Raw genomic sequence first — 25,708 nt, forward strand, 5'->3', positions numbered from 1 at the left:
TTCTTTTTTAAATTCATAACTATATTTCATAAAAATACCCTCCTTACTGGTTTGTCCAGTAAAGAGGGTACATATCAGAGTAATCTGACGCATTTTTTAATCCAATAAATGTGAGCGTTTCAACACTGGACGAACTGCCATGTACAAAATATTTGCAACGATAACAGTCACAACAGCATTGAAAAAAGTTACACCGGCGCTGATTTTCGCCAACGCAGATGCTATTTGTTGTGGTTGACCCAAGACATATAATTTATAAAAATAACCTACAAATGGATCAGCAAACACGTTGAACAACATTCCCACACATGAAGCGATAACAGCCCACTTCAAAATGTATTTGTTGTCGTTAGATTCATTGATTTTCTTGGATTTGTGAGCGATTGCTCCTACAATCAAACCAATACACAACTTCAACACGAAAGTCTTCGGAGCAACCATTATATACACAGGATCCATAATGTCTGCGATAGTCATTCCGATAGCACCAGCAAGTCCACCGTAAAGTCCGCCGAGTAAAAGCGCAGCCAAAACCAAGAACACATTACCAAAATGGATTGATGTGAAATCTCCACCCGGAACTGGCACCTTGATTTGTAAATAAGTGAACGTTATAAAACACAATGCAGCAAGCACTGCACATTGAACGAGCTTGTGAGTTTTTCTGTCCAAATAAAACCCCTCCTCAAAATAATTATAATTAAAGTGTATGGTTAATGTAATAGATTGTCAATTGTTTTTTGATATTAATCGATAAACAAATCCGAAGATTTTTATAGTCCACAAATGTCAATTTAAGATTGAACTATTTATGATATAATTATAGCGATTAAGAGGTCAAAGAGGTGCTTTGTATGAATAACGAAAACAACATAGATAGAGTTCATGATGATGTTTTTAATAGTATAAAAATATTGATGGAGAAGGCAAGAAATGAAATTGCAAGAGAGGTCAATAATATTTTGGTGCAAACTTATTGGGAGATTGGACGCATTATCGTAGAAGATGAGCAAGGTCATTCAGAAAGAGCCGAGTATGGTAAAGAGCTTATAAATGACTTATCTAGACAACTTACAAAGGAGTATGGTAAAGGATTTTCTAAGTCTAATTTATTTAATATGAGAAACCTATATTTATCATATCCAATATTCCAGACACTGTCTGGAAAATTGACATGGTCCCATTATTGTGAGCTTTTATCCATTAGCGATGAGAAAAAAAGAAGTTTTTATGAAAAAGAAAGTATCAACGCAAATTGGTCGGTAAGAGAACTTAAAAGACAAATTAAAACATCGCTTTTTGAAAGATTGCTCTTATCATCAGGAGAAGAGAACAAAGAAAAAGTCCTAGACCTAGCTTTAAAGGGCAATGAAATAAATAAGGCATCTGACCTCGTAAAAGACCCTTATGTTTTTGAATTTTTAGGATTGCCTGAAGAAAAACCAATGATGGAAAGTGATTTAGAAGAAGCGCTTATTGATCATATTGAAAAGTTTTTGCTAGAACTTGGCAAGGGTTTTATGTATGTAGGCAGCCAACAAAGAGTAACCCTAGGAAACACCCATTATTATGTGGACATGGTATTTTACAATAAGATTTTAAGGTCATATGTCTTAATCGAACTAAAAACAAGCAAGCTAATGCCAGAAGCAGTGGGTCAAATCAATATGTATCTCAATTATTATAAATCAGAAGTTAATGATGAGATGGACAATGAGCCGATAGGAATAATATTGTGTACAGATAAGGACGGGGTACAAGCAGAATACGCATTAGGAAACTTATCAAATAAAATATTCGCATCAAAATACACCCTATATATACCAGACAGAGAAGAGCTTGAAGAACAAGTTGAAAAAGTAATAGAAAAGTACAAGGAAAAATAGAATATAAATTGGAGAAGTAGAGAAAAATCTACTTCTTTTTTATCTTTGTTCGCTTTGTCCCATTTGGCGTTTGCTCTTCGTCTCGCTTCTGATGTCATATACTTTTTTTATCCGAATTTTTACCACTTGACATTTAACCTTTTATGATGTAATATATAGTTATTATATTTTATAAATAGAGAGCAGGAGCAAGGTTTTAACCTGCTTGTCTATCTACTGCCCACGTTTGTGGGCGTTTTCTTTTTAGTATTATTTGAGTTTTTTCTTTAACTTATCCTTATAAGTTTGAGAATGATGTAATTTCATATAGGTATAAAAAAAGCCCACCAATGTGGGCTTATGATAAGATATAAAATTCTACACATCAATGTAGTCGCTATACACAGGATACAAGTTGTACTTCGCCAAGTCGCGTTCTACTTGGTCGACTGTTCTTGTGTCGTTGATCAAGAATTGTTCGTCGCCTTTATCTTTTTCATCATTGCGTCTTCCGATTCCTGTGTCGACGCTTGCGGAGATTTTGGTAGCTCCCATTAATAGTGACAAGTTACGGAACTCGTTGGATTCTCGAGTTGAGATTGTGATTTGCGCGAATGGCAAGAAGATTCTGGTTGCGATTATAAATTGCATCAATTTTGTTTCAGGAACTTCTTTTATGTTCAAATCTTCTTCGTTTTTCGTTGGCCTGATTCGAGGAAATGATATGCTGATTTCTGCGTGTGGGTATTTTTTTTGCAATAAATTTGCGTGCATTCCCAAACAAAAACAGTCATCAATTCCATCGGAAAGTCCGAACAACGCCCCAAACCCTACGCCACGAATTCCTCCCATGATTGCACGTTCTTGCGTGTCCAATCGATAAGGAAAGCAAGATTTATGTCCTGTTGGGTGGTAGAATTTGTAATTTGTAGGGTTGTATGTTTCTTGGAAAGCTGTGACGAAATCACAACCTGCTTCGTGAAGTTTCTTGTAATCTTCAACATTTGTAGGGTACACTTCAACGCCAACTACACGGAAATATTTCTTCGCCAATTTTACGGCATCACATATATAATCCACCGAGGAGTATTTTTGCGATTCACCTGTTAGAATCAAAACGTCTTCGATTTTTTCGCGTCTCATTTGTTTCATTTCAGATTCTATTTCATCCATGGTAAGTTTCGCACGGACGATATCTGATTTCGCTCTAAATCCGCAGTATTTGCAGCTGTTTTCGCAATAATTTGCGATGTAAAGTGGGCTGAACAAGTACACGTTGTTTCCGAAATATTGTAGTCTTAGTTTTTGTGAGATTTCTCCCAATTCTTCTATAAAATCAATGGCACAATCGCTTAGCATGTTGTAATAATCGAAATAATCCAAGGCTTCGTTGTTTTTGATTTTTCCCAAAGTTCTTCTAACATCATCAGCCGTTACATTTACAGATTTTACCTCAGATAATTTTTCGGATAATTTATCGTAAATGTCCGAATGAATGTCTTGCATATTATTAAAATATTTGAATTCTTCCATTTGTCGCCTACTTAAAGAAATCTCTGAGTGGAGATGAAGGGTCAGCGCCCGTTTCCAAAACTCTGCCCGGTTTTGCGATGTGAGCTAGTCTTCCCGCTTTGATTGCTAGTGCGAAAGCTTCAGCCATTTTGTTGATGTCGCCGCTTGTAGCGATGGCAGTGTTCGCCATGATTGCACTTGCGCCCATTTCCATAGCTTCACACGCTTGTGATGGTTTGCCGATTCCTGCATCCACAATCACTGGCAAATCAATTTCGTTGATGATGATTTGGATGAAATCTTTGGTTGCAAGTCCCTTGTTGGATCCAATCGGAGAGCCCAATGGCATGATGCAACTTGCACCAGCGTCCTTTAAATCTCTCGCGAAATTCAAATCTGGATACATATAAGGCATAACGACGAATCCTTCGTCCGCCAAAACTTTCGTAGCTTTTAACGTTTCAACGTTGTCTGGAAGTAAGTACTTGCTGTCACTCATGATTTCTATTTTCACGAAATTGCCGCAGCCCATTTCACGCGCAAGTCTTGCAATTCTAATAGCTTCGTCTGCATTTCTCGCTCCTGAAGTGTTCGGAATTATCGTCACATTTTCTGGAATAAAGTTCAAAATATTTTTCGTATCGTCTGTATTTGCACGTCTAAGTGCCACAGTAATCATCTCGCAGCCTGCAGATTCCACGCAAGCTTTGATAAGGTTGGGATCGTATTTTCCAGATCCAAGTATAAATCTTGAGTCAAAAGATTTGCCACCCAAAATCAATTTATCTTCCATTATTTTCCTCCAATAACCAATTAAGTGCGATTATAGCTTGTGTGCTTGCCGCCATCATCACGTTTGGATAGTACAAACCGATGTCGGTCTTCGTTTCAAAATCGCCACAAACTACAATGTTGTTCATTTTTTTAAATTTCATATCTAATTTTTTCACGCCGCCAATTCCAGACACCGATATTAGCTTTTTGTCAGTGCCGATAAAATGCTCCAACACCAATGACTTTGCGTATTCGTCATCGAACGCCTCGATTACGATATCGTAGCCGTTGGTCAATTCGTCGATGTTACTTTCAGTAACTTTGATGTTTTCAACAGAAATATTTGCAAATGGCAAAAACTCACCGCAAATTTCTTTGAACGCGTCGACCTTGTACTTGCCGACATCAGTTGGTCTGTAGATTTGTCTGTTCAAATTGGAATATTCAACTGTGTCGTAGTCCACGATTTTGATGGTGCCAATGCCTGATTTTGCAAGTAAAAAGCATGAATTGGTACCCAAACCACCACAGCCAAGGATTAGAATTTTGGATTTTATGAAAATGTCTGTGTGTTCGGGGATTTGTCTTTTAAAAATATCCTGCATTTTAACCTCCTCCAACAAATGAAAACACCTCTATTTCGTCGTTATCAGTGACGATAAAATTATCGTAGTCGATTTTTTTGACGAGGTTTTTGTTCACTTCGCAAACCGTTAACTCCACATTAAAGTTCAAATCTTCAAGAACTTTTCTCAAAGAAGAATTTTCTTCGAATGGATATTTGACAGAATTTACAGTAATCATATTTCACCCCCTAAAAAAAATAACACGAAGGAAACCTACACCCGCGGTGGTGTACCCCTTCGTGTTAAACACTCTGTGATTATTATAGCACATTAATTTGAATTTTCAAAAATTTATCCGAGTAATTTGTCACATAAATTTTCAAATTTGCCATATCAATTTGATTATTAAAAAAGAATAAAGGGTATACAATTTACAGCGAAACAAAAGGAGGAGTGTTATGAAATTATATTACGCACCAGGCACATGCGCTGTTGCTTGTTGGATTGCGTTGGAATGGGCAGGCGCAGATTATGAAGTAGAAAAGGTACAACTTGGAACAGATGAATACAGAAAAATCAATCCGTTGGGAGCAGTTCCAGCATTGGATATTGGAGAAGGAAGGGCGAGAAGCGAATTGGCAGCAATTCTTCGCTACATTTTGAACAAATACCCTGAAAAAGATTTGGGAGCAGATGAATCTCCTGAAGATAAGTTCCAATTCGATGAAATCATGGCTTTTATGACTGGAGATTTTCATCCAGCATTTGAAGCGTTGTTCGTACCAGCTGGCTTGACAACATCAACTGACGAAGCAGAGATTGATAAAATCAAACAAAAATCATTTGAAACTATCGACAAAATGATGACTCATTTGGACCGTTTGATTGGTGATGGCGATCACGTTTACAAAAATAAGAAAACAGTATTAGATCCTTACGTTTATATTCTTACTCGTTGGAGTGAAATGACTCCAAAATCTTGGAAAGAATATCCAAATATCAAGAGAGTTTCAGAGGTAATTGAAAAGGACGAAGTTGTACAAGAAATCGTGAAAAAATCTCAAGAATAAAAATATTGTATCGGTGTAGATTTGTCTGCACCGTTTTTTTTATTTGTCCAAATACAGTGATATAATATATATAATAAGTTTGTATAAAATTGTTTGATGATTAATGTCTGTTGCAATATCAAATCAATAGACTTAATTGTCCATTTTTCGATAGAAATCACATTAATAATTAGGTAACAAGGAGAAATTATGTATTCGAAAGTAAACACGTGTTGTTTGGAAGGGTTGAACGGGTATGTCGTGGAATGCGAGTGCGACCTTGCGAATGGTCTGCGTTCGTTTAACATTGTTGGTCTTCCCGACACTTCTATAAAAGAATCTAAGGAAAGAGTGCGCTCTGCGATTGAAAACACTGGAATCAGATTTCCAGTGAAACGTATCACGATTAATTTGGCACCTGCAAATTTGAGAAAAGAAGGTTCCCAGCTAGACCTTGCGATTGCGATGGCTATTTTGCAATCAATGGGAGTTGTGGAAGATTTTTCAGAAAAATGGGCGTTTATCGGAGAACTATCATTGGACGGAAGATTGAATCCGGTGAATGGGTCGTTGTGCATGGTGTTGTCACTGAAAGATTTGGGATACGAAAGAGTTTACATACCAAAACAAAATGCACAAGAATGCAGCATGGTCAAAGGAATTGAGAAGGTTTGTGTAGAAAGCTTGGATGAAATCATCAGGATTTTGAATGGCGAACAAGAAACTAAAATTCTGGATGATATTGACATCATGCAGCAAGAAATACAATACGATGTTGATTTTTCGGATATAAAAGGTCAGAAATTTCTCAAAAGAGCGATGGAAATATCTGCTGCAGGATTTCACAATTTGTTGATGATTGGGCCACCAGGAAGCGGAAAAACAATGTCAGCAATGAGACTCAGCACGATTTTGCCCGACATGAGCTTCGATGAAATAATGGAAACCACGAAAATTTACTCCGTAGCAGGATTACTCGGAGAAAAAAACATCGTAACCACAAGACCATTTCGCTCGCCTCATCACACCGCAAGTCAAGTCAGCCTTATAGGTGGGGGCAGAGTTCCAAAACCAGGTGAAATCAGCCTCGCACACAATGGAGCATTGTTCTTGGACGAACTTCCAGAATTTTCCAAATCGACAATAGAAGTGTTGCGCCAACCACTTGAAACGAAAAACATAACCATAACAAGAGTCAACGCGTCCTTGTCATATCCTGCAAATTTCCTATTTGTCGCAGGAATGAATCCGTGTCCGTGTGGATACTTTGGCGATCCTAACCACGAATGCACTTGTTCACAAAATCAAATCGCAAACTATCTGAACAAAGTCAGCCGACCTATACTCGATCGAATCGACATTCACGTCGAAGTTTCACCAGTAAAATTAGACGAACTCACAACAGATGAAAAGTGCGACACATCAGAACAAATCAAAAAACGAGTCGAAGCTGCACGAGAAATCCAAAAACAACGCTTCGAAAAAGAAAACATCACAACCAACGCACAAATGAATACCCGACAAATTAGAAAATATTGCAAATTAAACGATGAGCTAAACTCCATCATACAGTTGGCATTTGACAAATACAAATTCTCCGCCCGATCATTTGACAAAATCCTCAAAATATCACGCACAATCGCAGACCTAGACGGAAAAGAAAACATCGAAGCAAAACATCTAATGGAAGCCATCAGATATAGGACAGTGGATCAGAAATACTGGGGGTAGATTATGAATGACAAGCTAAAATTAGAATCTTTCCTTGGAGAAACAAATCTGTACGATAAAAAAGAAAAGTTAGAAAAAAATAAACCGAAATCATGGTTAAAATCTGTATCTGCATTTGCAAATTCAAAAGGTGGCAAACTATTATTTGGTGTCAAGGAAGACAACACAATTGTTGGACTGGAAGAATTCCAAAAAGATTCAGAGTATATAAGTGAAGCTATTAAAACAAAAGTAGATCCTATCCCCGAGTTTGACATGGAATTCAAGCAAATTAATAATAAAATTATCTTGATTTTAGATATCTACCAAGGAAAAAATACTCCATATTTTGTAATTGATAGTGGTTCTAGGACAGCATTTAAAAGGGTAGGGAATCAAAGTGTAGTTGCTACAAGAATAGATTTATTGAATTTATCATTAAAAGCGGAGCATGTAAGTTTTGATTCGTTGGAATTTAATAAAACCATAGATGATGTAACTTTTAAAGAATTGGAAATAGAATACAAGAATAGGACATCCAAAACTTTTGAGACTAAAGATTTAAAATCATTTGGACTTATTAATGAAAATGGACATCTCACAATTGCAGGTGCACTTTTTGCAGATGGATATCAAATATATCAATCCAGAGTTTTCTGCACAAGATGGAATGGACTAACAAAAGCAAACGGCAGAATTGATGCATTAGACGATCAAGAATTCGAAGGCAATATTATATATCTATTAAAAGCGTCTTTAGATTTTGTCAAAAGAAACTCGAAGAAAATGTGGGGAAAAGGTCCAATATATAGAATAGAATATCCTGAATATCCGGAAAGAGCTGTCCAAGAAGCAATTGTTAATGCGCTAATTCACAGGGATTATTCAGTCGTTGGAAGTGAAGTTCACATTGATATATACGATGATAGGTTAGAAATATTTTCGCCAGGAGGAATGGCTGATTTAACATTTATTCAGGATTTAAATCCTTTAAATGTTTCGTCTGTCAGAAGGAATCCTATATTAGCTGACTTATTTGCAAGAATGGATCTTATGGAAAGACGTGGTTCGGGTCTTAGAAAAATAATTGAAGCGTATGAAGCAGAAGAAAACTTCACTAATAAGATGATGCCTGAGTTTGTATCTACAGAAACTAAATTTATTATAATATTGAAAAATTTAAATTATTCTGTGCAAAAAGATGCACAAGTTGATACAAATTCACAAGGCGATACCCAAAAAGGCAAAAATGATACCCAAAATGATACCCAAAAAGGCAAAAATGATACCCAAAATGATACCCAAAAAAGCAAAAATGATACCCAAAATAAATCAAGTAAATTAAGTCCTCGCAATAGGAGGATGAAAATATTGGATATATTGGAAAATAATCCTAAAATTACAGCACAAGAATTGGCAGAAATGTTCTTAGTTTCCAAGATTACAATTAGACGAGATATGAAAATTTTAGTAGATGAAGGTAAACTAGAATATGTAGGAAGTTCAAGATCTGGATTTTGGAAAATTAAATGATATTAATAAGCCTTACCAAATGTTGCACGTGCACATGCACAAGATAATGCACAAAAAGATGCACATGCACAAGGAGATGTACAGAAAAACACACCAGAAAAAAGACGTCAATAAATAATAAAAATACTCGAAGAAAACCCAGAGATGTCAACATTAGAACTATCAAAAATATTCTCGGTTTCAAGAAGTACAATAAGCAGAGACTTGAGAAAGTTGCAACGTGTTGCACATGTGCATGCACAAGATGATGCACAAAAATGATACCCAAACACGACTTATTAACAATGTATCAAAAGTATTTTGTAACATTACGACATTTTAGCAACAATTAATTTAGCATACGTGGAGAAAAATATGGCTGATTTGACAAAAAAAGATGATGAATCTCTTAAAAACATATTAATTCGAAACAACAGAATAGAAAATATCCCAAAATCTCAAGGTGATATCTACTTATGTGAATGTACTTTGGCACATACAACAAAAATAGAAAAAGTTGAGGAGGTAGAAGCTTCCTTGAAAATGGGAGACAAAATGATTTTTTATCGTGAATTGGAAGATTCATCAGACCATTTTGCAATTCGAGTCGAAACAGTTAATAAAATAAAGCTTGGATATATTCCGCGACAAAACAATATTGTTATTGCGAGACTCATGGATGCGGGCAAAATGATTTATGGAGAATTATCTGCCAAAAAATTAAGGGGAAGATGGATGAGGATGAATGTTAAAATATTTCTTCACGAAGTTTAGGAGTAAATTATGTACTATAATAACGAAATAATTCAAGGAAATATTCACGTTTTTGACAGTTATGATATGGATATTTCACCGACAAAAGGAGACAATTGCTTTTTAATAGTTCATCATTTTACAGACAAATCAATAATCGACAAATTAGCAAAAAACTTATTACAAAATGGATATAAATATTTCAATATTTTTGGAGAACAGGCTATTGTTTGGGAAAATGCCATAAACAGTCAATTCCACGATGATTCAATTAGAATTGAATCTAGCAAAGTTGCAAGAATTGAAATGGCGTATAATCTTTGTATGATGTCAAAGCTGCATCCAAATCGCACCAATCTTATCATTTCTAATGACGAGTATTTTACAGAATATCTCGTAGAAGATGTGAATGATATATCAAGCGGCAACTCCCAATTTACAGTCGACGATTGGGCAAAATTCAGAGCGGGTTTTGAATTTATTTACAATGGAAAAGATGCCATCGTAAGTGTCCGTGAAGGAGTGATTCTGGGATACCTTGGAGAAGAAGTCGAATACGATACAATTATGGAAGCTTTTATGGATAAGATTTTCGATGGAAAAAGCTTCAATCAAATATACAAAATAGAAATTTAATAACCAACCAAAAAATCTTCCGAACTTTAATTGATTTTCCAAAAATAAGTACGGAAGATTTTTTTAACGAAAAAGTCTAAAAATGATTGATTAATATTAGAATATGGGTATAATTAGTCTAACAATAATTGTGGATTATTAGACTAATAAATTGGAGGTATTTATGAATCAATTAAACATATTTGATACTGGCACAAATATTGAAAAACTAAGAATTCTTGATGGAAATGGTAAAAAAGCTGAATCAGGTGCGAGGCACAAGATATATCATGTTGAGCTGAAAGACATTAGCTACCAAGATGTGGAGGAGCTGTTTTTCGGATTCAATGAAATCAGGGCTATTACTTTTTCTTATGACATCAAATTTGTAAATAAAATTATGAAGATGTTTGACTATGGAGAAATTATCCTTGGAGGAAGGTTTATGACTAGACGAGACAGCGAACTTCATGAGCTTACATCAGAAGCTTATTTACTTGCAGAAAACATGCGATTGTCAGAAATGGCAGCTGATGCTGTGAGATCAGAAAAAGATTTGGTACAAATGATGAAAGAAGGATATTTGTTAATAAAATCTCCCAAGTATGTTATAGATCACAGAAAAATCTATCTTCTTAAATCAGATGATGGACAAACAAGAGTAATCAAAGGCTCTGCTAATATGACAAGAAGAGCTTGGTCGGGCGATCAGCTGGAAATTTATGAGGTGGATGACACTTTTGAGGCATACGAAGCTTATGCACAAGATTTTGAAACAGCTTGGAAGCTATCAGATGATATACCAGAAGATGTAGTAGCATCGAAAAAGACCGATAATCCAGAAAAAGATATTCCTATAATCAAACAAGCACTGAAAACACAAAAAACCATCGTCTTAGAACAACCACAAAATAGCGGAGAAGTTTACGAAAAAATCAAATACACAATTGATGCAGACAAGATTATGGAGAAGAACAAAGAACTCGTACGAAATATAAATACCAACTCGAAAAATGGATACATTGAAATACTTCCGAATATTATCAATAAAATCAGCGTCAATGCAAAAAGACTAAAAAGAAAAAGGATAGATGTCAAAGAAATAGAAAAAGATTATCCGAAATTAACCTTCAACTTCGACACTAAAGAAGCTTTTTTGGATGAAGAATCATTAGACCTAAATCCCGAAAAAGAAGATGTAAAAAATGATATCGACTTATTATTTGAAGCTTTTGATAATTACAAGAAAGATTTCGTTGGAGATGTGGACAAAGTTAGAGATTCCCACTACAAGCTTTTAAATATTTTGTTTTCTTCTCCATTTCATGCAAGGTTAAGATGTGTGGCAGATATAAAGAATATCCCAACATCTAGTTTACCTCTGTACACATTATTGGCATCAAGGGGTTCTAATACAGGAAAAACATTTATGACTGAATTCATTTTAAAGCTAATGACCAATAAGGATCTAAGAGCTTTTTCTGTAAAAAATATTCCTACAGCAGACATAGATGCAATGCTTGGTCTTTATAAGGGAGTGCCTATATTTGTTGATGAAATAGATGGACAATATTATTCAAGGCTGAAGGAAAAGGTAAAAAATAGTCATCAATGCGAAATTAGTCAAAGGGAGGAACAGCCTTTATTTATCTTTGCAAGTAATGGTGTGAGTGATCCACAAGAACCAGAAAGAAAAAGAATGCCATTTTTGAGATATAATGCCGGACTTAGAACTGACATAGACCCACTATCCTACGATGGAATTAGCAAGAATATGAAAGTCAAAGCAACCAACTCCCTATACAGAGAATATCTTAGAAGGATGATTACAGAAGTGGATAAGCTTATCGACTACATGATTAAATCAAATGATATCGCTGATGATTACTATCCTGACATGATGCAAATCTCATCCAAAACTTTAGTAAATATATTCAAAGAATTTGGCTACGACCTTCCAGATTATGCAAGAGAACTCAATTGGAATGATGATTTTTCATATCATGCAAAATACATCTCCAAAGATGCCATAGAAGGAATTAGGAAACTATGGGAAAATGAACCCAAATGCTTTATAATTAAAACAAATGTTATAATGATAACATCAGGAACTGACAAAGGCTCTAGGAAAATACTCGAAAGCTGGGCAAATTCTCTTCCTGTTGAATTTGAAGCAAAATATTCAGATAAGAAGGATATGTCCCAAATTACAGTGAATAGATTGGAACTTGAACAAGCATTGGGTTTTAGATTCAATAAGTTGGTCAAGCTTTTTAGGAGGTAGTAGAGGTGATAATGTACATTTACACCAAAACAACAGAAGATATTTCTATTTTTGAAGACATCATGGAGATTATTCACAAAAAAGATTCAGACATATGTGTAAGTGTCGAACACATGAGAAGCTTTCAAGAATTAGAAAAGATAAAAAACGAGATGACCAATGATGATATTTTAATTATCGGAAGCTTAAAATCCCTCGGAATAAATGAAAAAGACATCGCCAATTCTTTGAAATATTTTATTGAAAACGGGAAATGTCTGGTTATTTCTAATATAGAATCCACCTATAAATACGGCGTATCTCAGCCGATGAATAAAGCTATTCTAAGCACAATATTAGACTCTGTTCTCTTAAACAACAAAAACATTATCGAGCTTCCTAGAAATAGGAAAAACAACTCAGGAAGAAATAAAATTGATTTTCCAAATAATTGGGAAGAATTGTATGAAAACTGGGAAAATAATAACATTTCTTCAAAGGAATTCTTGGATAAATCTGGATTAAAAAAAGCCACGTTTTATAATATGATTACTGAATACAAAGAAATCCTGAAAGCTAATGAAGCTTTTGTAAAAAAATATAGATTAGGATAGAATTTGACAATGGCACGATAATTGAGACGATAGTTAGGGAAAAACAATCAATAACCAAACCAAAAATCTCCCGAAATACTCGGGAGATTTCGCTTTTATATCATTAAATTTTAAAATCTTTGTGAAGTCGTAGTATTTCGACAAGCATTCCGTCACGATATTTTGCAAGAGTTTCGTGAGTGTTGCCTATGTTCGCTGGTCTATTTTTGATTGCTTCGTGAACTCCGTCTACTGTTTTCTTCTTGATTTCGTCTGTGAAATTCGTCCATGTAGCAGCATCTTCTAGCCAAGTTTCCATCGAAGGGCCGATATGGTCAAGTAAACCTTGAAGTCCGTGTTCACCGCCGCCAAGTTCAAATATTTGTCCAGGCCCCATGATTGCCCATCTAATTGCAGGGCCAAATGTCAACGCAGTTTCGCAATCTTCCATGCTAACGACACCTTTGTCCACCAAATCCATCATCTCACGCATAACCACAGCTTGAAGTCTGTTTGCGATAAAACCTGGAACTTCATTTCTGATGATGATAGGTTTCTTGCCCAATCTAACAAACAATTCACGAAGAGCGTTCGCAGTTTCTGGGTCTGATTTTTCTCCTTGTGAAATCTCAATCAGTGGAATTAAATGAGGTGGGTTGTAAGGGTGCGCTCCGAAAATTCTTTCGGGACGCTCAGCATCTTCTGCGATTTTAGTGACTAGTAGTCCAGATGTTGCTGAACATAAAACAGCGTCAGGCTTTGCATATTTTTCGAAAACCTTCACGAATTCCTTCTTCACGTCGTAATTTTCTGGAATACACTCTTCCACAATATCTGCAAATTCAATCGCTTCTTGTTCGTTCGTAGTATAGCTGATTCTTGATAAAATCGTTTCCTTATCCTCCGCAACGACCCTCTTCTCAATCAACTCATCCACGTATTTTTCTATAATCTTCTTAGTCTTTGCTTCACTTTCCAAACTTCTGTTGTAACTTTTAACATACATCTTGCCCATCGCAAAAAGCAAAGTAAACGATGAACCAATCACGCCACCGCCAATTACACAGGCTTTTTCAAAATTTTTCGCCATAAAATCCTCCTTTTGTTAAATCAGATATTTGCAATAACTTTCAATACATATATACCCAAACAAAGTCCACAAAACACAAAAAGAGTAGCTCACATAAGCTACTCTTGTAATTACTTCGCTGTTTTCAATTTATATTGGTTGCCATTAGTCAAGGAAATTGGAAAGTAAATCCATCTATCGAGCGAAAAATAAAAAAATGGTTATTCAAAACCGTTGACAAAACAATTTGCGTGGTTTATACTAACCGTAGAAGAAATAAAAAGGGGTTAATGACATTGCAAAAAAAAGAATATTTAGAATTAAAAAAATGGTTTGATGAAGAAGGAAAAAAAGTATTATGGGACTTGATGAGCAATTGGAGAGGTATTATCGATAAACCACTAGATGCCTTTTATATCTTTGCACGTGCTTTTTACGACGATAAATTATTAAATGAAAAATTAGGTAATAATAAATCAATAAAAATATTATTTTATAGAATAGACAATGAGTATCATGACTTTGTTGAAGAAGTTAGAGGAAAACTAAGCCCAAATCAAATGAAATCAATTATATTGAACTTTTATAATCTAGATAATATAAGAAGCATCCATATGATACCTGGATTTTCAATTCCAACAGGAATTTCTGAATTATCATATAAATTACTCGATATAAAAAAAGGAGATAAATTATTTCAACCAAATTCTCAAGCTGGAGAATTTATGATAGATTTTCTAATTAATCATCCAGAATGCGATATTTCAGCAATTGAAATTAACACAAGTTATATATTAACTTCTCAATTGAAACTTCCTATTATAAGTCACCAAAACAGAGCATCTATAAGACAAGAAGATTACTTCAACACGGACTTATCTACATTAGAATACAATAAAGTTTTTAGCATGCCACCAATGGGAATGTTGTATCGTGATTTTGACAAAAGAGTGAATGATAAAAACCTAATTGAACTATATAAAAAGAATGATTTCAACACGAAAAATGAATGGACCGATATATTAAAAATAATATCCAATCCAAAATTCGAAAAATCCATATTTATAGTTCATTCTGGTATTTTGTTCAAAGAACGAGACGAAAAAATCAGAAAATATTTAATAGATAATGGATATATTGAAAGCGTCATTGAACTTGCACCTAGATTATTCACGGGAATAGGCATATCAACTAATATTTTATTGATATCAAAAAACAACAAAAAAGTAAAAATGGTCGATGCTAGTGAAATCTATCATAGCGATAAAATGGTTAATAAAATTACAAAAGATGATGTAGAAGTAATCTTCGACGCTTATAAAAATGAATCTACAATTTCAAAAGAAGTATCACCAGAAGAATTTGAAGACAACAACTATAGTTTTATCCCAAGAAGATACACTAATGAAGAAATAGACTTGAAAAACTATGTGTATCTAAAAGATGTTACTAAAATCAAACGTGGATATGCCAATTTAAGAAAATCAGATTTATATAAGAGATTGTCCAAAGAAAACACCAATAATAAAATAATAGCCGCTGGGGACATTGATGACAACTTCAACATCGCAGATTTAACAAGCTTTACTGAAATTGAAGATAAAGAAGAAACATATTGCGTAAAAGATGGCGATATAATCTTTTCAAGAGGGGGAAATTACAACTCACTTTTAATCAGAAATTCTGGAAATTACAGGATACTTGTCAACGGAACACTCTACATTTTAACTTGTGACGAAGAAAAAATTGACCCGTATTATTTGCAAATGTATCTTGCGAGTGATCATTGCCTTAGCCAGATCGAATCCCTAAACACAGGCAAATCAATCCAATTCATGAGCATTAATCAGCTTGGAGAATTAAAGATTCCAAAAGTTTCAAAGGAAAAAGAGAAAGAATTGTCCCAAAAATATAAAATGATTTTAGATAAAAAAGAAATTATCAGAATACAAAGAATAAAACTTGAAGAAGATGTAAGTGAACTTGTAAGTGAGGTGATTTAGAAATGGACAGAAATCCTATAATCGCTGAAGCCATATCAAGTATTACGAGTGAACTCATAAAAGATCAAACAGACGAACAATTCTGCATGCTTCTTGAAAAATACGACTTAACTAATCTAATTCCGCAAACAGCTCCTTACTTTTATGATACACAGAAAAACGGAAACATTATAATGTTTGGGGATTCTAAGATAAAAACAAAAGAAATACACGGATGTTTAAAATCATATGGAATAAGCAAAGACAGATTTGAGCATATTAAATATGATGAAGTCACAAACTACAATTTTAAAAATCTTGAATATAACAACAACTACAGATTAATATTGGTGGGACCTGTACCTCACAGTGCGAAAGGAATGGGAGACAATAGCAGTGTCATGGAATGGCTTACAAATAATAGAAACATAGTCAAGACTATAATATTAGACAATTTGAAAATCACCAAAACATCATTCAAAAGCGCAATCGAAAAAGAAGTCGAATCAGGATATTTAGTTCAAGGGTAAGCTTTGTTAATAACATGTTTTTGAATTTTAACCAAACTGAAACGCATCTTTAATATGCTATAATAAAGAAAACATTTACAATAAACCATATTGAATGTAAAGTTAAACATGGAATTTTCATATAATAAGTTGTTGAAAAACTTATAGATAATAAAATTAAAAAGACAGAACTACAAGAATTTGCAGGTATTACATCAAAAACTATTGCAAGAATAAAAACAATCGAGGAGTTAAAGATACAATGGCAGTAAAAAAATCAGAATTATACTCCCTACTATGGGATGCGGCAAATAAACTCAGAGGTGGAGTGGAACCTTCAAGATACAAGGATTATGTTCTACTACTTTTGTTTTTCAAATATGTTACAGATAAATACAAAGGACAAAGATACGGTGAATTTGAAATAGGAGAAGGAGCTTCCTTTGATGATCTTATAATGGCAAAGGGAAAGCCAGACGTAGGCGAACGTGTAGACAAAATAATTCAAAAATTTCTAGAAATAAATAACCTAAAAGGTGCGCTTCCAGATGTTTCGTTTAACAACCCTGAAGAATTAGGAAAAGGAAAAGAATTAGTTGATAAAGTATCAGGATTAATTGCGATTTTCCAAAATCCTGCCATAGATTTCAAGAAAAACAGAGCAAGTGGCGATGATATCATCGGAGATGCTTATGAGTATTTCATGATGAAATTTGCACAGGAATCTGGAAAAAGCAAAGGACAGTTCTATACGCCAAGTGAAGTTTCAAGAGTGATATCCAGACTTATTGGTATTGGAGATATTGAAAATTCACCAAATAAGAAATGGACGTTACACGATCCAGCCGCAGGAAGCGGAAGTTTATTAATAAGAGCAGCAGATGAAGCACCTGTCGATATTAACGGCGACTCTATTGTAACTATATACGGACAAGAAAAATATTCAGACACGGCAGGTCTTGCTAAGATGAATTTTATTCTACACAACAAAGGAACTGGAGAAGTTCATAGCGACAATACATTATCAGCACCATATTATACTGATGATTTTGGCGAATTGCGAAAATTTGATTTTATTGTTATGAATCCACCTTTTTCAGACAAGGATTGGTCAGACGGAATCAAAGCAGACGAAGACACATATCATAGATTTGATGGATACGGCATACCTCCAGAAAAAAACGGAGATTATGCATGGTTTTTGCACGTATTAAAAGCATTGAACGAAAATGGAAAAGCTGGAATAATTCTTCCTCACGGAGTTTTGTTCAGAGGAAATGCAGAAGAAACCATAAGAAAAGAAATATTGAAGAGAAAATACATCAAAGGTATTGTAGGACTTCCTTCAAACTTGTTCTACGGAACAGGAATACCAGCTTGTATAATAATCATCGACAAAGAAAATGCTGATAAAAGAGAAGGATTGTTTATGATAGATGCAAGTGACGGGTTCAAAAAAGACGGAGATAAGAACAGACTCAGAGAACAAGACATCGAAAAAATCGTACAAGTTTTCACGAATAAAACAGAGATCAAAGGATATTCACGATTTATTACTTACAAAGAAATCATAGAAGATAATAATGCGAACCTAAATGTTCCAAGATATATTAGCAAAATCAACAAAAATTTACCTCAAAACATCAACTCACATCTAAATGGCGGAATACCAGAAAAAGACATCGACTCGATGGAAAGATTGTGGAATATATCCAGTGAATTAAGAAATAAAATTTTTGAAAAAAGAGAAAACGCTAATGTATACGACTTGAAAGTAGAGCCAGACAGCATAGAAGATCTAATATTTGAAGACGAAAAAATCAAAAAAGTAATACAAGAAGAAACAATAGACATATTCAATACTTGGAAACAACAATCAGAAACCGTATTGAAAAATATTGATAGTACAATAATTCCCAAAAAATTAATAAGAGAACTAGGATTTTCGATATTAAAAGCCTATGAAAAATCCAAACTATTAGACAATTATGATGCGTATGATTTTCTATTGAACTATTGGAATGAAAAAATGCAAGATGATGTATACCTAATAAAAGCATCTGGATATGAAGCAGGTGCTGAAATAGATAGGAAATATGGCAAGAAAAAAATAAAAGATGAACAAGGAATCGAAATAGAAATAGAAGATAAAAAGAAATTCAAATCATTTGATGGACTTTTAATTCCTAAAGAAATTATAGAAAAAGAATACTTCAATGATGAACTAGAAGAAATATCAACCATCAACTCAACAATTTCAGAAATAGATGAGAAAATTAATGAAATATTCGAAGAAAATTCAGGAGAAGATGGACTTATCAATGATGCAATCAATGACAAGGGAAATATCACCAAGAAAAGCTTAAATGATAGAATCAAAAAAATCGACAAAATCAAGGATAAGGAAGAATATGAGCTACTCATCTCATATCAAAACTTATTAAAGAAAAAAGATTCGCAAAACAAAGAACTAAAATCAAAAACAAAATCACTCGATGAAAGAATTGAAGAACAATACAGTATACTAACGGAAAAAGAAATAAAAGACTTGTTAGTTGACAAGAAATGGATGGCGAGAATCAATAATGATATAAAAGATGCTGTAGATAGCGAAATAAATAATATTGCAGCTAAGCTTGTAGAAATATCTAAACGCTACGAAACAACATTGTCACAACTTGAAGAAAAGGCCGAAAACTCACGAAATGATGTAATAAATGCATTGGAAAGGATGGGATATTCATGGTAGATTATCCTGAAAAAATAGAGTTCTTGCTCTACAAAAACGAACTGACAGAAGCTAAAATTCAAGTTGTTGTAAAAGATGAAACCATTTGGCTGACACAAAAAGCAATGTCGGAGCTTTTTGGAGTTGGAGTTCCTGCTATTTCCAAGCACCTATCAAATATATTTAAAGAAGGAGAATTGGACGAAAATGTGGTTGTTTCCATTTTGGAAATAACCACTAAACACGGAGCAATTGAGGGAAAAACACAAGAAAAGAAAACCAAATTCTATAACTTGGATGCCATTATTTCTGTAGGTTACCGTGTCAATTCGAGACAAGCCACCAACTTTAGAATATGGGCGACTAATGTACTCAAAGAATATATTAGAAAAGGATTCGTTCTGAATGACGAAATGCTATCTCAAGGAAAAAACACCTTCGGTACAGATTATTTCAGGGAACTTCTAGAAAGAGTACGTTCAATCAGAGCAAGTGAACGCAGGATTTGGCAACAAATAACAGATATATTTGCTGAATGCAGCTTTGATTACGATAAAAATTCTGAAATTACGAGAAATTTCTACGCAATGGTACAAAACAAATTTCACTATGCAATAACAGGAAAAACAGCAGCAGAAATTATCTACGAAAAAAGTGATTCAACGAAAAACAATATGGGACTGACGACGTGGAAAAATTCACCAGACGGTAGAATATTAAAAACCGATGTAACAGTTGCCAAGAACTATCTATCAGAAAAAGAAATCAGAAAACTAGAAAGACTTGTTACAGGATATTTTGATTACGTGGAGGATTTGATAGAAGATGAGGTGCTTTTGGGAATGGAAGATTTCTCATCATCATTAAATGATTTCTTGAATTTTAGAAGATACAAGATTTTATCGGGGAATGGTCACATCAGCGCAAAAAAAGCACGAGAAAAAGCCATTGGTGAGTACATGATATTCAACAAAAATCAATTGATTAATTCTGATTTTGACAAGTTTATTAAAAAGAATAGACTTGAAGGCGGTGAGAAAAATGAGTGATTATCCAAAGGATTGGGAAGAGGTAAAACTAGGTGATATACCTATTCAAATAAAAAAAGGTGACTTAATTACAAAAAAAGAAAGAGCTAATGGAAACATTCCTGTAATTGCTGGTGGTAAATCACCTGCTTATTATTGCAATAGATATAATCGAGAAGGGACGACTATTACAGTTAGTGCATCTGGAGCAAATGCTGGTTATGTAAACTTATTTTATGGTCAAATATTTGCGTCGGATTGCTCTACAATTAAAGAAGATTGCAGTTATTGCATAGAGTATATCTATTATTTAATGGCTAAAGAACAAGAAAATATCTATAAGCTACAAACTGGAGGAGCTCAGCCTCATGTTCATCCTAAAGATATTGAAAAATTAGAAGTAATATATAGCAGAAATATTGAAGAACAAAAAGCCATCGCCGATACTCTAATGACATTTGATAAACACATTGAAAATCTTGAAAAGCTTATTGAAAAGAAAAAGATGATCCGAGATGGCGCCGTGGAAGATTTGATGACTGGAAAAACAAGGCTCGATGGATTTGATGGTGAGTGGGAAGAAGTCAAATTAGAGGATGTTTGCAATGACAACGGAATGGTGAGAGGCCCTTTTGGAGGAAGCTTAAAAAAAGAATACTTTGTTAACAAAGGATATAAAGTATATGAGCAAAGAAATGCCATTTATAAGTCTGTTGACATTGGCAATTACTATATAGATTTCAATAAATTTAAGGAATTAAAAAGATTTAAACTAAAAGAGAATGATTTTATTATCAGCTGTTCAGGGACAATTGGTGAGATTTATCAAATTCCTAAAAAATTCAAGAAAGGGATAATAAATCAAGCACTATTAAAGATATCTATTAATACTAATTTATGTGATTTAACATTCTTCAAAAACTATTTTAGTTGGGAGAAATTTAAATCTAAAATAATTGATGATACCCAAGGGGGAGCGATGAAAAACTTGGTAGGAATGGATAAGTTTAGAAAAACAATACTTTACATCCCAACCGATATAAAAGAACAACGAGCCATCGCATCTATTCTGACATCAATGGATCATGAAATAGAAAACTTAGAAAATGAAAAAGCAAAGATTGAGAAAATAAAGGCTGGAGCTATGGATGATTTACTAACTGGTAGAGTTAGGCTTGTCTAGGAGGAATACATGAGTGTAGATAAGGAGATAAAATTACAAGAGCGAGTCCTCGATGTTTTGAAAGAGGATTTGGGATATAGATATATCGGAAATCTTAAGAATTACGATAATAAATCTATAAGAGAATATGATTTTACAAGAAATCTAGAAAAAAGAGGATATTCTTCTCATCTTGTGAAGCTTTGCTTGAAAAAAGTAAAAGATGTAGCTTTTAATCAAACTTCCAGCCTGTACAGGAATAATAAAGAATTTTATTCTCTTCTTAGATATGGTGTGCAGGGATTACAAGATGAAAACAAAAAAAGAGTTACGGTTGATTTGATTGATTGGGATAATATCGAAAACAATGATTTTGCTGTGGCAGAAGAGGTAAGTGTTTTATGTTTTGATAATAAAAGACATAAACGTCCTGACGTCGTAATTTATGTTAATGGAATCGCATTAGGAGTTTTTGAACTTAAAAGGTCATCGGTTAGTATTGGGGAAGGGATAAGACAGAATCTTACTAATCAAAAAGATGAAAACATAGCAAGGTTTTTTAATACTGTCCAATTTACATTTGCGGGTAATGAAGCGGAAGGCTTGAAATACGCAACTATATGTACACCTGAAAAATTTTACCTACAGTGGAAAGAAGATCGTAATGCGAAGGATGCTTTAAGCATTAAAATAAAAGAATTGCAAGGTGAAGAGTCTAATAGATTAAGGGATGGAATAATATCTATTTGCCAAAAAGAAAGATTTCTATCGTTGATTTATGATTTTGTTATATTTGATGCAGGAATAAAAAAACTTGCTCGTCATAACCAATATTTTGCAAATATTGCGGCTAGGGATTTTATTAAAAGAAAAGAGGGCGGCATTATTTGGAATACGCAAGGATCTGGCAAGTCTCTTATTATGGTGTGGCTTACAAAATGGATTATAGAAAACATAGAAGACAGTCGAGTTGTTATCATTACTGATAGGGATGAACTGGATGATCAAATAGAGGGTTTGTTTTCAGATGTGGATATTAGTATTGCAAGGGCGAAATCTGGGAAAAATCTGAGGGATTTGCTTAATACTTACGATGAGTCGATTATTTGTTCTCTTATTCATAAATACGGACATAATGCTGGTAATCAATCTGATGTTGATTTATATGTCAAGGAATTGGAAAAAAGTTTGGGCAATGATTATGAGGCCAAGGGAAATATTGTGGCTTTTATTGATGAGTGTCACAGAACAAATTCTGGTAAGCTTCACAAGGCTGTGAGAACTTTGATGCCTAATGCTACTATTATTGGTTTTACGGGAACTCCTCTTTTAAAAAAGGACAAGCAAACTAGTCGTGAGGTGTTTGGGAAATTCATCCACACTTACAAGTTTGACGAGGGTGTAGAAGATGGAGTTGTACTTGATTTAAGATATGAAGCAAGGGATGTGGATCAAAACCTGACTAATCAATCAAGGGTTGATGTTTGGTTTGAAACAAAGACGAAGGGTCTGACTGATTATGCAAAAAATAAGCTTAAATCATCATGGGCATCGTTGAACAAATTGTATTCATCAAGACAAAGATTAGAAAAAATTGCGGCTGATATTATTTTTGATATGGAAACAAAGCCTAGGTTGTCTTGTGATCGAGGAACGGCCATGCTTGTCGCTGGTGATATTTTGCAAGCTTGCAAGTATTGGGAGATATTTCAATCAAATGGATTTAAAAAGTGTGCGGTGGTGACTTCATACGAACCGAATGCAGCGAGCGTAAGAACAGCTACGTCTGATTTGAACGAACAAAGTGAAAGCGAATACAAAAAAGAAATCTACGAAAGAATGTTGGCTGGCAGGTCTACTTCTGATTATGAAAGTGAAGTAAAGAAGAAGTTCAAGGAAGAACCTGCGAATATGAAACTTTTAATTGTTGTGGACAAGCTGTTGACAGGTTTTGATGCTCCAAGTGCGACGTATTTGTATATTGATAAATCCATGAGAGATCATGATTTGTTTCAAGCTATTTGTAGAGTAAACAGACCAGATGGTGAAGACAAAGATTACGGTTATATTGTTGATTACAAAGATTTGTTCAAGAATGTTCAGCTTGCAATCACTGATTATACGAGTGGTGCGTTTGAAGATTACGCAGCTGAAGATGTGGATGGACTTATTAAGGGTCGTTACGAGGAAGCAAAGGCAGAAATGGTAGGAGCGAGAGCTTCTCTTAATGATTTGTTTTCAAATATAGAGGATAAGTCAGAGGATTCCAAAATTATTGAGTATTTCTGTGGAGACAAGGAAGATGATGAGACTTATTTGGGTAGAAGAGAAGTGTTTTATTCAATTTCATCGTCATACACGAGAGCTTTTGCAAATTGTTGTGATAAGTTGGTTTCAGATTTTGGATATAGCGATAAGGAAGTTAATAAATTAAGAAATGAAATAACAAATTACAACAAGATTAAAGAAATGATAAAACTTGCTAGCTACGATTATATAGATTTGAAACCTTATGAATCAGATATGAGATATATTTTGGATACTTATGTGATGGCTGAGGACAGCACTATTATTAGTGAATTGGAAAACATGTCGTTGGTAGAGTTATTGCTAAGTAGTGACACGAAATCTCCAATTGACCAAATTGTAGATGGTCTTCCTGGAGATGATAATGCAAAATCTGAGATTATCGAAAACAATTTAACTTATGAAATCGTCAAAAGAAAGTCTTCTAATGAAGTATATTATGGAAAATTATCAGAAATGCTGGAAGAAGTTATTGAACAAAGAAAAATTGGCGTTATAAGTTATGAAAATTATCTTAAAGAAGTAACTGAAATAGCACAGAATATAATTCATCCAGAAGACAGCGATAATTATCCTGATTATATAAAGGATAGCGAAGCGAAGAGAGCTATTTATGATTATTTAGGAGATGAGGGCGGAGATCTTGCGTATAAATTAGATAGTGCAATAAAAACTTCGATACAACCAGATTGGATGACCAATAAACAAAAACAAAACAAAATAAAAGGCTCTATATATGATGTGTTGTGCGAACATGGAAAAGATGAAAACTTAGCCGATAATTTAACGGAAGAAATTTTTGACATAGTAAAAAGTCAGGATGAGTATCGTGAAATATAATGAAACAATTGATGGATTAGGAGTAGAAATTCACAAAAAAAGCAATTTGAAAAACTTGTATATAAGAATCATTCCACCAGATGGAGATGTGAAGGTAAGTGTTCCATTGAAGTGCTCAGATGACGAGATTAAATATTTCGTATTAAAGAATATGACCAAAATAAAAAATGTTAAAGAAAAATTTCGAAATCAACCACGACTATCTAAACGCGAATATGTGTCTGGAGAATCGTGTTATTTATGGGGGAAGACATATATTTTAGAGGTAGTTTATGAGAATAAAAAGCCTGAGGTTGTGGTTACTTCGAAAAAAATTATTCTAAGAGTACGAGAAGGTTCGGATGTTAAAAAAAGAGAGTCAATAATTAATGAATGGTACAGGAATGAGCTCAAGAGAGTTTTAAAAACTGTTTCGAAAAAGTGCGAGAAAAACACTGGGTTAATAGCAAATGAATATAGAGTAAAAAACATGAAGACTAAGTGGGGGACTTGTAATATTAATAAGAAGAGGATTTGGATTAATCTTCAGTTAGCAAAAAAGCCTATCGAATGTTTAGAATATGTCGTAACTCATGAATTGGTTCATTTATTAGAAAGAAATCACACGAATAGATTTTATGAGTTACTTGGAGAATATTATCCTGAGTGGAAAGTGGCACGAAAAATATTATCGGAACAGCCACTCGATTATGTAGAACATAAATAGGTTTCATATCTACAATTTCCCCTAAAAAATGTAATTTGTTAACGTTTGTGATATAATAAAAATAACTAAAAATTTCCAGGAGGCAAGCATGAGTAAAGCTAAATTTGAAAGAACAAAACCACATGTTAACATTGGTACAATAGGTCACGTTGACCACGGTAAAAC

21 protein-coding genes are annotated in these 25,708 nt (G+C 34.0%); 15 read left to right on the plus strand and 6 right to left on the minus strand.

Annotated features, from left to right (window positions below):
* Nucleotides 1-96: 96 nt before the first annotated feature.
* Nucleotides 97-672 (minus strand): ECF transporter S component, encoded by a 576-nt coding sequence (locus GKG01_RS08830; RefSeq protein ID WP_154272190.1) that lies wholly within the window; start codon nucleotides 670-672, stop codon nucleotides 97-99.
* Between the two features lie 182 nt (nucleotides 673-854).
* Here GKG01_RS08830 and GKG01_RS08835 point away from each other — a divergent pair, with 182 nt between their 5' ends.
* Nucleotides 855-1,886 carry a PDDEXK nuclease domain-containing protein gene (locus tag GKG01_RS08835; protein WP_154272191.1) on the plus strand — a complete coding sequence of 344 codons (1,032 nt, stop codon included), beginning with the start codon at nucleotides 855-857 and terminating at the stop codon, nucleotides 1,884-1,886.
* A 357-nt stretch (nucleotides 1,887-2,243) separates the two neighbouring features.
* Here the strand turns inward: GKG01_RS08835 and thiH are convergent, their stop codons facing one another.
* From thiH to thiS, 4 genes are read right to left on the minus strand one after another with little or no spacing between them, the layout of a single operon-like run.
* Entirely contained in the window at nucleotides 2,244-3,398 is a 1,155-nt protein-coding gene (gene thiH / locus GKG01_RS08840; RefSeq protein ID WP_154255022.1) for a 2-iminoacetate synthase ThiH, read from the minus strand.
* Between the two features lie 7 nt (nucleotides 3,399-3,405).
* Entirely contained in the window at nucleotides 3,406-4,170 is a 765-nt protein-coding gene (locus GKG01_RS08845) for a thiazole synthase (RefSeq protein ID WP_154272192.1), read from the minus strand.
* Nucleotides 4,160-4,756 carry a sulfur carrier protein ThiS adenylyltransferase ThiF gene (gene thiF / locus GKG01_RS08850; RefSeq protein WP_154272193.1) on the minus strand — a complete coding sequence of 199 codons (597 nt, stop codon included), beginning with the start codon at nucleotides 4,754-4,756 and terminating at the stop codon, nucleotides 4,160-4,162. The genes GKG01_RS08845 and thiF overlap by 11 nt, the downstream gene beginning before the upstream one ends.
* A 1-nt stretch (nucleotide 4,757) precedes the next feature.
* On the minus strand, nucleotides 4,758-4,955 hold the full coding sequence (thiS, locus tag GKG01_RS08855) for a sulfur carrier protein ThiS (RefSeq protein WP_002835868.1): 198 nt from the start codon (nucleotides 4,953-4,955) through the stop codon (nucleotides 4,758-4,760).
* 220 nt (nucleotides 4,956-5,175) lie between these two features.
* On the opposite strand from thiS, the gene GKG01_RS08860 reads away from it, so the two are divergent.
* The 7 genes from GKG01_RS08860 (at nucleotide 5,176) to GKG01_RS08895 (ending at nucleotide 13,233) form a co-directional block, all read left to right on the plus strand.
* Nucleotides 5,176-5,787, plus strand: a complete 612-nt coding sequence (locus GKG01_RS08860) for a glutathione S-transferase (RefSeq protein WP_154272194.1) — start codon at nucleotides 5,176-5,178, stop codon at nucleotides 5,785-5,787.
* A gap of 189 nt (nucleotides 5,788-5,976) precedes the next feature.
* Complete coding sequence (locus GKG01_RS08865; RefSeq protein ID WP_154272195.1) at nucleotides 5,977-7,497, plus strand: YifB family Mg chelatase-like AAA ATPase; 1,521 nt, start codon at nucleotides 5,977-5,979, stop codon at nucleotides 7,495-7,497.
* A 3-nt stretch (nucleotides 7,498-7,500) separates the two neighbouring features.
* On the plus strand, nucleotides 7,501-9,009 hold the full coding sequence (locus GKG01_RS08870) for a helix-turn-helix domain-containing protein (protein ID WP_154272196.1): 1,509 nt from the start codon (nucleotides 7,501-7,503) through the stop codon (nucleotides 9,007-9,009).
* 354 nt (nucleotides 9,010-9,363) lie between these two features.
* Nucleotides 9,364-9,762, plus strand: coding sequence for an HIRAN domain-containing protein (locus GKG01_RS08880; protein ID WP_154272198.1), 399 nt, complete (start codon nucleotides 9,364-9,366; stop codon nucleotides 9,760-9,762).
* A 9-nt stretch (nucleotides 9,763-9,771) separates the two neighbouring features.
* A complete protein-coding gene (locus GKG01_RS08885) occupies nucleotides 9,772-10,377 on the plus strand; it encodes a hypothetical protein (protein ID WP_094206632.1) in 606 nt (201 codons plus the stop codon).
* Nucleotides 10,378-10,540: 163 nt separating this feature from the next.
* Nucleotides 10,541-12,640, plus strand: a complete 2,100-nt coding sequence (locus GKG01_RS08890; RefSeq protein WP_154272199.1) for a lantibiotic ABC transporter — start codon at nucleotides 10,541-10,543, stop codon at nucleotides 12,638-12,640.
* Nucleotides 12,641-12,651: 11 nt separating this feature from the next.
* Nucleotides 12,652-13,233: a resolvase gene (locus GKG01_RS08895; protein WP_154272200.1), complete on the plus strand. Its 582-nt coding sequence runs from the start codon at nucleotides 12,652-12,654 to the stop codon at nucleotides 13,231-13,233.
* 103 nt (nucleotides 13,234-13,336) lie between these two features.
* Here the strand turns inward: GKG01_RS08895 and GKG01_RS08900 are convergent, their stop codons facing one another.
* On the minus strand, nucleotides 13,337-14,302 hold the full coding sequence (locus tag GKG01_RS08900; RefSeq protein WP_154272201.1) for a 3-hydroxyacyl-CoA dehydrogenase family protein: 966 nt from the start codon (nucleotides 14,300-14,302) through the stop codon (nucleotides 13,337-13,339).
* A 275-nt stretch (nucleotides 14,303-14,577) separates the two neighbouring features.
* Between GKG01_RS08900 and GKG01_RS08905 the strand changes: the two genes are divergently transcribed.
* From GKG01_RS08905 to GKG01_RS08935, 7 genes are all read left to right on the plus strand, one after another.
* Nucleotides 14,578-16,284: an N-6 DNA methylase gene (locus tag GKG01_RS08905; protein ID WP_158521566.1), complete on the plus strand. Its 1,707-nt coding sequence runs from the start codon at nucleotides 14,578-14,580 to the stop codon at nucleotides 16,282-16,284.
* A gap of 2 nt (nucleotides 16,285-16,286) precedes the next feature.
* Nucleotides 16,287-16,793 (plus strand): hypothetical protein, encoded by a 507-nt coding sequence (locus GKG01_RS08910; protein ID WP_094206636.1) that lies wholly within the window; start codon nucleotides 16,287-16,289, stop codon nucleotides 16,791-16,793.
* 241 nt (nucleotides 16,794-17,034) lie between these two features.
* Complete coding sequence (locus tag GKG01_RS08915; protein ID WP_154272202.1) at nucleotides 17,035-19,521, plus strand: N-6 DNA methylase; 2,487 nt, start codon at nucleotides 17,035-17,037, stop codon at nucleotides 19,519-19,521.
* The gene (locus GKG01_RS08920) at nucleotides 19,515-20,549 is read left to right on the plus strand and encodes a virulence RhuM family protein (protein ID WP_154272203.1); all 1,035 of its coding nucleotides are present in this window, start codon (nucleotides 19,515-19,517) and stop codon (nucleotides 20,547-20,549) included. Before GKG01_RS08915 ends, GKG01_RS08920 begins: the two co-directional genes overlap by 7 nt.
* Nucleotides 20,542-21,711, plus strand: coding sequence for a restriction endonuclease subunit S (locus GKG01_RS09130; protein WP_154272204.1), 1,170 nt, complete (start codon nucleotides 20,542-20,544; stop codon nucleotides 21,709-21,711). Before GKG01_RS08920 ends, GKG01_RS09130 begins: the two co-directional genes overlap by 8 nt.
* Before the next feature lie 9 nt (nucleotides 21,712-21,720).
* A complete protein-coding gene (locus tag GKG01_RS08930) occupies nucleotides 21,721-24,837 on the plus strand; it encodes an HsdR family type I site-specific deoxyribonuclease (RefSeq protein WP_154272205.1) in 3,117 nt (1,038 codons plus the stop codon).
* Nucleotides 24,827-25,543: a SprT family zinc-dependent metalloprotease gene (locus tag GKG01_RS08935; protein WP_347233101.1), complete on the plus strand. Its 717-nt coding sequence runs from the start codon at nucleotides 24,827-24,829 to the stop codon at nucleotides 25,541-25,543. The genes GKG01_RS08930 and GKG01_RS08935 overlap by 11 nt, the downstream gene beginning before the upstream one ends.
* Nucleotides 25,544-25,708 lie beyond the last annotated feature (165 nt).

It is taken from the genome of Finegoldia sp. BIOML-A4, from assembly GCF_009679635.1.
GTDB lineage: Bacteria > Bacillota > Clostridia > Tissierellales > Peptoniphilaceae > Finegoldia > Finegoldia magna.